This window comes from Martelella sp. (assembly GCF_984369615.1).
This window is the reverse complement of record NZ_CFHTCS010000247.1, coordinates 1-6,666: the sequence shown is the minus strand read 5'-3', so window position 1 is coordinate 6,666 and position 6,666 is coordinate 1. Positions and strand designations below refer to the sequence as shown.

The 6,666-nt window shown below is 59.9% G+C and carries 12 protein-coding genes and 1 pseudogene; all 13 read left to right on the top strand.

Features of this window, described 5'->3' with window-relative positions:
• On the top strand, positions 1–398 hold a 398-nt coding region (locus AC5DC2_RS17085), incomplete at its 5' end, for a beta propeller repeat protein (protein ID WP_491699340.1).
• Positions 399–409: 11 nt separating this feature from the next.
• Positions 410–892 (top strand): DUF411 domain-containing protein, encoded by a 483-nt coding sequence (locus AC5DC2_RS17080; protein WP_152534433.1) that lies wholly within the window; start codon positions 410–412, stop codon positions 890–892.
• A gap of 4 nt (positions 893–896) precedes the next feature.
• Complete coding sequence (locus AC5DC2_RS17075; RefSeq protein ID WP_256389227.1) at positions 897–1,028, top strand: hypothetical protein; 132 nt, start codon at positions 897–899, stop codon at positions 1,026–1,028.
• A 5-nt stretch (positions 1,029–1,033) separates the two neighbouring features.
• Positions 1,034–1,510 carry a c-type cytochrome gene (locus tag AC5DC2_RS17070; protein ID WP_491699339.1) on the top strand — a complete coding sequence of 159 codons (477 nt, stop codon included), beginning with the start codon at positions 1,034–1,036 and terminating at the stop codon, positions 1,508–1,510.
• Between the two features lie 2 nt (positions 1,511–1,512).
• Positions 1,513–2,109 (top strand): DsbE family thiol:disulfide interchange protein, encoded by a 597-nt coding sequence (locus tag AC5DC2_RS17065; protein ID WP_036235782.1) that lies wholly within the window; start codon positions 1,513–1,515, stop codon positions 2,107–2,109.
• 194 nt (positions 2,110–2,303) lie between these two features.
• Positions 2,304–2,717, top strand: a complete 414-nt coding sequence (locus tag AC5DC2_RS17060) for a TlpA family protein disulfide reductase (RefSeq protein WP_491699338.1) — start codon at positions 2,304–2,306, stop codon at positions 2,715–2,717.
• 13 nt (positions 2,718–2,730) lie between these two features.
• Positions 2,731–3,162 (top strand): hypothetical protein, encoded by a 432-nt coding sequence (locus AC5DC2_RS17055; protein ID WP_024706442.1) that lies wholly within the window; start codon positions 2,731–2,733, stop codon positions 3,160–3,162.
• Positions 3,155–3,454, top strand: coding sequence for a hypothetical protein (locus tag AC5DC2_RS17050; protein WP_024706441.1), 300 nt, complete (start codon positions 3,155–3,157; stop codon positions 3,452–3,454). The genes AC5DC2_RS17055 and AC5DC2_RS17050 overlap by 8 nt, the downstream gene beginning before the upstream one ends.
• Before the next feature lie 117 nt (positions 3,455–3,571).
• Positions 3,572–4,156 carry an SCO family protein gene (locus AC5DC2_RS17045; protein WP_491699337.1) on the top strand — a complete coding sequence of 195 codons (585 nt, stop codon included), beginning with the start codon at positions 3,572–3,574 and terminating at the stop codon, positions 4,154–4,156.
• Positions 4,156–4,605 (top strand): copper chaperone PCu(A)C, encoded by a 450-nt coding sequence (locus AC5DC2_RS17040; RefSeq protein ID WP_024706439.1) that lies wholly within the window; start codon positions 4,156–4,158, stop codon positions 4,603–4,605. Before AC5DC2_RS17045 ends, AC5DC2_RS17040 begins: the two co-directional genes overlap by 1 nt.
• Complete coding sequence (locus tag AC5DC2_RS17035; RefSeq protein ID WP_024706438.1) at positions 4,602–5,228, top strand: thioredoxin domain-containing protein; 627 nt, start codon at positions 4,602–4,604, stop codon at positions 5,226–5,228. Before AC5DC2_RS17040 ends, AC5DC2_RS17035 begins: the two co-directional genes overlap by 4 nt.
• Before the next feature lie 17 nt (positions 5,229–5,245).
• A complete protein-coding gene (locus AC5DC2_RS17030; protein ID WP_024706437.1) occupies positions 5,246–6,049 on the top strand; it encodes a DsbA family protein in 804 nt (267 codons plus the stop codon).
• 30 nt (positions 6,050–6,079) lie between these two features.
• Positions 6,080–6,666, top strand: a pseudogene (locus AC5DC2_RS17025) (cytochrome c biogenesis CcdA family protein); the annotation flags it as partial.

Below are 6,666 nucleotides of genomic sequence, written 5' to 3'. Positions count from 1 at the left end.
CGGGCATGGGCGGCATCTGGTTATACGCTGGAACCGGATTGGGTCTCACCCGCGTGCCCGACTGTTTCTGCCGTTGGCAGGACGTGCAGCCAGGCGATGCGATGGACGCATTGGTATCCGGGGCAGCGCCTGCGCCGGAGGCACCGTTGCCCACCGGAGAACCGATCCACGCTTTGGTGAGCGCAGCGTCGGTTCCGATGAGGCTCTATGCCGCCCTACCTTCCGGTGTGTGGGCTTCCGCGGACGCGGGGGTCGTCTGGGCGCGACGCTCGTCTTTCCGCACTGATGCGGTCGCCGTCCATCCCAACAATGCCGATCAAGTCGTTGCCCTCACCGAGGACGGTCTCATCCAAACTCGCGATGGCGGTCTGTCCTGGACCCCGCTCGCTAACAATTAATGGAGAACAACATGAAAAAGATCTTTGTTGCCGCAACCGTTACCGCCTTGGCTGTCATTGGTAGTGTGGCGTTTACGGCGTTGACCTCGGCTCAAGCTCCCCAAGACGCAAGTGCCAGCGTTGCTGGTGCCAAGGCGATCACAATCTGGCGCGACCCCGGCTGTGGATGTTGCGATACCTATGCCGACTATCTGGAGACCAACGGCTTTTCTGTGACGCGCGTCGATGATCGCGATTTCGACAAGCGCTCGGTTGAAATGGGCGTTCCCGAGCGAGGTATCGGGTGTCACCTGGCCGAGATTGACGGCTATGTCGTAAGCGGGCTCGTGCCTGTCGAGATTATCGAACGGCTGGTCAGCGAGCGTCCAGATGTCACCGGCATCACGTTGCCCGGAATGCCGGGGAATGCTCCCGGCATGGCACCGGCAAAGACAGGCACGCTAAAGACCTACGCCTTCGGCAAGGACGGCGTCGCCGTTTACTCCGATGAGTGATGGCATGAACGGTATGATGGATGGCTCCATGATGGGCTTTATGATGTTCGGAGGTGGTCTGTTCAGCCTTCTGATCCTGGCTGTTCTGGTCCTCGGCATTTTCGCGTTGGTGAAGTTTCTGCGGGGGCGGCAATGAGGCGGATGATGCTTCTCCTTTCCGCTGTCGCCTTTTCGGGTCTGGCAGCTATCGCCGCGCAGGGGCAATCGCAAAGTACCGGTACACAAGCCGAAGACCTGACTGTGCTGGGTTATCCTGTGACAGACGAGCAGATCACCCTCGGAAGGCAAGTTTATGCGCAAAACTGCGCCTCCTGCCATGGCGCCGAGCTCCAGGGTCAGCCGAACTGGAGGCGCAGGCTGGAGAACGGCCGCATGCCGGCGCCGCCCCATGACGAGAGCGGCCACACCTGGCATCACTCGGACCAGGACCTGTTCGACATCACCAAGTTCGGCGTCGGCGGTGTCGTTGCGGGCTATGAGAGCGACATGCCCGCGTTCGAGGACATCCTGAGCAACGAGGAGATCGCAGCGGTACTCGCATTCATCAAGAGTACCTGGCCCGAGCGCCAGCGGGAATCACAGGCTCGAGTGACGGCCAAAGCCGGTGGTGGGTTATGACTATGGACAGGGAACAGTCGTTCGCCAAAACGGGACGAAGCGTTTTGGCCTTCCTGCCGCTTACTGTCGCTGCGGTGCTTGCCATCTTTCTGGCCTGGGGCTTGACCCAAGACCCTGGCAGTCTTCCGTCCGCGCTCATCGGCAAGGTGGTGCCGGAATTTGACCTGCCGCCGGTTCAGGGACGATCGCTCGGGCTGTCGAGCGATGATCTCAAAGGAGAGGTATCGCTGGTCAATGTCTTTGCTTCCTGGTGCGTTGCCTGCCGCGAAGAGCACCCTCTGTTCATGCAGCTTGCAGCGCAAGGCACCGTGCCGCTGCACGGCCTCAACTACAAGGATCAGCCGGACGATGCGGCGCAATGGCTGGACAGCTTGGGCGACCCCTACACGCGCACCGGAGCCGACATCAGTGGGAAGGTGGCGATCGATTGGGGCGTCTATGGCGTACCCGAAACCTTTGTGGTCGATGCGGACGGGCTCATCGTCTACAAGCATATCGGACCGGTGAACGAAGAGGTGCTCGCGAAAACCATCCTGCCGCTGGTGGAATCATTGCGCCAGCAGACCGCGGACCAGAAGATGCGGGGCGCTGGTTCATGACGGCTCTATTGCACGCAAAACGCACAATCTTAATCGCACTTGCGGCAGGGGGCCTCGTGGTGGTCGCGCTCGCAGTCACCGCCGCAATGATTTACATCGACGGCGATAAGGGCTCCCACCCCGTTGGCGACAGACCAGGCACAATACTATTGCCCCAGCCCTTCGTCATGCACGAAACGCCTCGGCCGCTTCCCGTGGTCACGTTCGAGGACGGGGCAGGTCAGGCTCTCACGCTGGCCTCATTCAAAGGCAAAACCGTTCTGCTCAACATCTGGGCGACCTGGTGCGTGCCCTGCCGCGAGGAAATGCCAACGCTTGATGCGCTTCAGGCAAAACTCGGCGGCCCCGGTTTCGAGGTTGTGCCTCTTTCTGTCGACCGGGCCGGGCCGGAGGTAGTCCGCAAATTCTATGCCGAGATCGGTATCCGGAATCTCGGCCTCTATATCGATGCATCGATGCGGGCTTCGTTCGACCTTGCGGCTGTCGGCCTACCTACGACGCTCCTGATCGACGGTGAGGGGCGGGAACTGGGACGGCTCGTCGGCCCGGCAGAATGGGACGCGCCCGAGATGATCGATTTTCTCAGAACACATCAGACCTCGAACTGAAAAGGAAGCCTTCATGGATAAGTCGCGACAATACAGCACCGAGGACGGTTCGTTTGGCCGCGATGTTCTCTACGCGCTTCGCTACTACCTCAGCGGCCGTCGCGGATACCTCATACTTGCGGCGGTCCTGATTGCTGGCGGTCTCGCGTTTAATTGGAGTTGGCTAGCCGCGGCAGGCATAGCGCCGCTGCTCCTCACAGCACTGCCGTGTGTCGCCATGTGCGCGCTCGGACTCTGCATGAACAAGGTTACCGGCGGTTCCTGCAAGTCAAACCAGGCCGGAAACCCTGCTGCCGCAGACGGTGAACCTTCATTACCGGGCGGAGCCCAAAATGACCTCTTGTCGGACGAAACCGTGCAACACGCACAATCCGTCAGTGTGGCGGTTTCGTCACGGCATTCCCTATCCCTAACCAAGCAGAAAAGGAACACGACCGATGATTAAACCTATCAAGTCTCTCACTATGGCTGCCGTTTTGATGATCAACATCGCCGCAGTCCCGACCCTTCAAGCCGCTGAGCACAAAACTCCAAGCAACCAGGGCTCCATGATGGAAGAGGGCAGCATGGGGAACAACAAAGATATGATGAATCAGGACGGAATGTCCGGCATGGGCGGAATGGACGGCATGATGGGCATGATGAAAATGATGGCCCAGATGGCGCCGATGATGGAGCAGTGCACCAAGTTGATGGCCAGCATGACAGACAACATGAAATCGTCGACAGACCAATAGGAGGCTGAGATCCCCCCGCCCGGACATTTGGTCCGGGCGGGGGGGCTGCGAGAAACAGACATGACATCAGGCAAAACAACACATCTCAGACGAATTCGCTACGGCCTGTGGTTCCTGGTGACCATTGCCGCGTTGGTGATCGGTGGTGCCTATTTCGTCCGGACGATCGGCGTCCGCGAGCCGCCGTCGGTCACCACCGGCGAGGCCGCAATTCGCTCCGAGTTTTCGTTGATCGACCACAACGGAAATCGCGTGACCGAGGCCGACTTCCTCGGGCGCTGGCAACTCGTGTTCTTCGGATTCACCTATTGCCCCGACGTCTGCCCGACCACGCTCGCCTACATGGCGAATGTGCTGGATCGGTTTGGCGGCGAGGTCGAGCGGGTCGCACCGATCTTCATCACCGTCGACCCGTCGCGCGATACGCCGGAGGTGATGGCGGAATATGTCCAGGCCTTCCACCCGAAGCTGGTTGGACTGACCGGATCCGAAGCCGCGGTCGCCGCAGCTGCCCAATCCTTCCGCGTCTACTACGAGAAGATGGAAGAGGAAACAGCGCCGGACGGATATCTGATGGCGCACTCCGGGCACATCTACCTGATGACACCCGAAGGCCGCTTTGAGGATGTCTTCCGCGAAGGCGAACAGTTCGCGGAAGAGATGGCCGTCGAGGTCCTTGCAAGAATGAATGGAAAATATTGATGAAAATACTGATTGCAATAGCGGTGGCGGTCTGGGCGGGCGCATCGCCGGCACTCGCAGAGGAGAGTGTCCGCGTTTCCGATGCGTGGGCGCGCGCGACCATCCTCGCGTCCCGGCCCGGCGCTGCCTATCTCACGATCGAAAGCGCCTCGGAAGACCGGCTTGTAGGCGTGACGACGCCGGTCGCAGGCCACGTCATGATCCACGCGATCGAAAAGGACGGCGACATAAGCCGCATGAAACACATCGAAACGCTTGAATTGCCATCGGGTGAGCGGTTCACGCTCGCGCCCGGCGGCATGCACCTGATGCTGATGGGACTGCAAGACAAACTCAGCGAGGGCACGACATTCCCTATGACGCTCAGCTTCGAGAACGCCGGAGAGATCACCGTTGAGGTTTCCGTGCTCGGAATAGCGGCCGAGGGGCCACAGGAGGTTGCTGAATGAAGCGCTTCCTGATCCTGGCCTTCCTGCTGGTTGCACAGCCGGCATTCGCAAATCATCCCGGTGAGCGCATCGATGAGGTGATGACTGAACAGGAGTTGGCCTTCGAGGTGATGGATCGTCCTTCCACGCCCGATCTGGATGTCGAAGAACCAGGCGGCAATGTCCTGCGCCTCGGCGATCTCCATGATCAGATCATCGTGCTGAGCTTTGTTCCGCAGAACTGTGACAGTCCATGCGCCAAACAACAGGCCGTTCTTGCGAGCGTGCAGGAACAGGTGAATGCTTCGCCGATGAAGCAAATGGTCACGTTTGTAACCGTCCTTGACGCAGATGCCTCGACCCAGGCTCCGTCGGACCAGGCGAACTGGCGGCGCGTGATCCCATCGGACGACGAGACAACCGCCAGTCTGGCGGATCGATTTGCGGCGTTCAGCGGCCGCGACCAGGAGTTGCCGATGGCGCATGTCATCGACCGCAACGGACGGAATGCCGGTATTTTCCATGGATCCGATTTCAGCAAAACAAATCTGACCCTCTACATCAACCAGCTCATCAACAACGCGCATGCGCCAAAGCCGCCTACCGAAAAGGGGTGGTGGGAATGGCTGACAGGCCTGTTCTGAACAGCGGGAGAAGGAAGTTGACGCAATTTTCGAAATTCACGGGGCGCCGCTTCGGCTTTCTCCTGCTGCCCCTGCTGCTGATCATCGCGGCAGGCACCTGGTATCTGATCGATCCAGGGTTCAGGGCCGGCCAGCAGCCCACTATCGCGTCGGAGAACCTGCCGCAGGACGCGTTCGAGCGGCGCGTGCGCGACTATCTTGTAGCCAACCCAGAGGTCATCGTCGAGGCCATGCAGAACCTCGAACGGAAGCAACGGGAGGCGGAACAGACGGAAGCTCAGGCAGCCCTTGCCACGCACCGTGACGAACTGTTCAAAAGTCCCGAAAGCCCAGTTGGCGGCAATCCGCAAGGCGATGTGACGTTGGTCGAATTCTTCGATTACAATTGCCCCTATTGCCGCCAGGTTGCGCCAACGATGATGGCGGCGGAAGCAGACGATCCGAAACTGCGCATCGTCTACAAGGAGTTTCCCATTCTGGGGCCGAATTCCGTGTTCGCGGCAAGGGCAGCGCTCGCGGCCCGCCAGCAGAACCTCTACCCCGAATTCCATAAAGCAATGATGCAGGTGTCAGGAGCTGCCGACGAGGGACGAGTGATGGAGGTTGCTGGGCAAATCGGCCTGGATGTCGAGCGGCTGCGAAACGATATGGCCGATCCCGCTGTCGACGCTGAAATCGCGCGCAACCTTGCGCTCGCCCAAGTTCTGCGGATCAACGGTACGCCGGGCTTTGTTATCGGTGAGGAAATATTGCGCGGCGCCACCGACCTGCAAACCATGCAAACGCTGATCGCGCGTGCCCGGAAAAGCGGTGACCAGTGAGCTCGGAAGAAGACTTGAAGGGCCGTCCGAATGCCTGAACTCTCCAATATTGGTATCCTGAGCGCCTTCGTTGCCGGCATCGTCTCATTCCTGTCGCCTTGCGTACTGCCATTGGTGCCGGGGTATGTTTCCTATGTCGCCGGCCGGTCGACGATTACATCACCCTCAGGTGAGGTTTCTGTTGCGCGAAGCGCAGCGCTCGGTTTCAGCCTCTGCTTCGTGCTCGGCTTCACAACCGTCTTTGTCATCCTTGGTGCCAGCGCTACAGCGTTGGGGCAATTGCTGCTTCGCTACCGCTTCGAGATGAACATCGTCGGAGGCGGGATTGTTACGTTGTTCGGATTGTTCATGCTCGGAACCATTTGACCCACGTGGATGATGCGCGAGGCACGGTTTCACCTTGATCTGCCCGGCGGCAAGGCCGTATCGTCCTATGTGCTGGGCCTGGCATTCGCTTTCGGCTGGACCCCCTGCATCGGTCCGATCCTCGGTGCCATCTTGACCGTTGGCGCGGCATCAGCCTCGGTCGCCGACGGCGTCGCACTATTAGCGATCTACTCGCTGGGCCTCGGTGTGCCGTTCCTGCTTGCCGCCGTTTTCACCGGCGCCTTGGCAGC

Bases quoted from the DNA above. Each gene is read 5' to 3' on its own strand.
- AC5DC2_RS17080 (WP_152534433.1), top strand. From the start codon at position 410: ATGAAAAAGATCTTTGTTGCCGCAACCGTTACCGCCTTGGCTGTCATT.
- AC5DC2_RS17075 (WP_256389227.1), top strand. From the start codon at position 897: ATGAACGGTATGATGGATGGCTCCATGATGGGCTTTATGATGTTCGGA.
- AC5DC2_RS17050 (WP_024706441.1), top strand. From the start codon at position 3,155: ATGATTAAACCTATCAAGTCTCTCACTATGGCTGCCGTTTTGATGATC.
- AC5DC2_RS17055 (WP_024706442.1), top strand. From the start codon at position 2,731: ATGGATAAGTCGCGACAATACAGCACCGAGGACGGTTCGTTTGGCCGC.
- AC5DC2_RS17065 (WP_036235782.1), top strand. From the start codon at position 1,513: ATGGACAGGGAACAGTCGTTCGCCAAAACGGGACGAAGCGTTTTGGCC.
- AC5DC2_RS17040 (WP_024706439.1), top strand. From the start codon at position 4,156: ATGAAAATACTGATTGCAATAGCGGTGGCGGTCTGGGCGGGCGCATCG.
- AC5DC2_RS17035 (WP_024706438.1), top strand. From the start codon at position 4,602: ATGAAGCGCTTCCTGATCCTGGCCTTCCTGCTGGTTGCACAGCCGGCA.
- AC5DC2_RS17070 (WP_491699339.1), top strand. From the start codon at position 1,034: ATGATGCTTCTCCTTTCCGCTGTCGCCTTTTCGGGTCTGGCAGCTATC.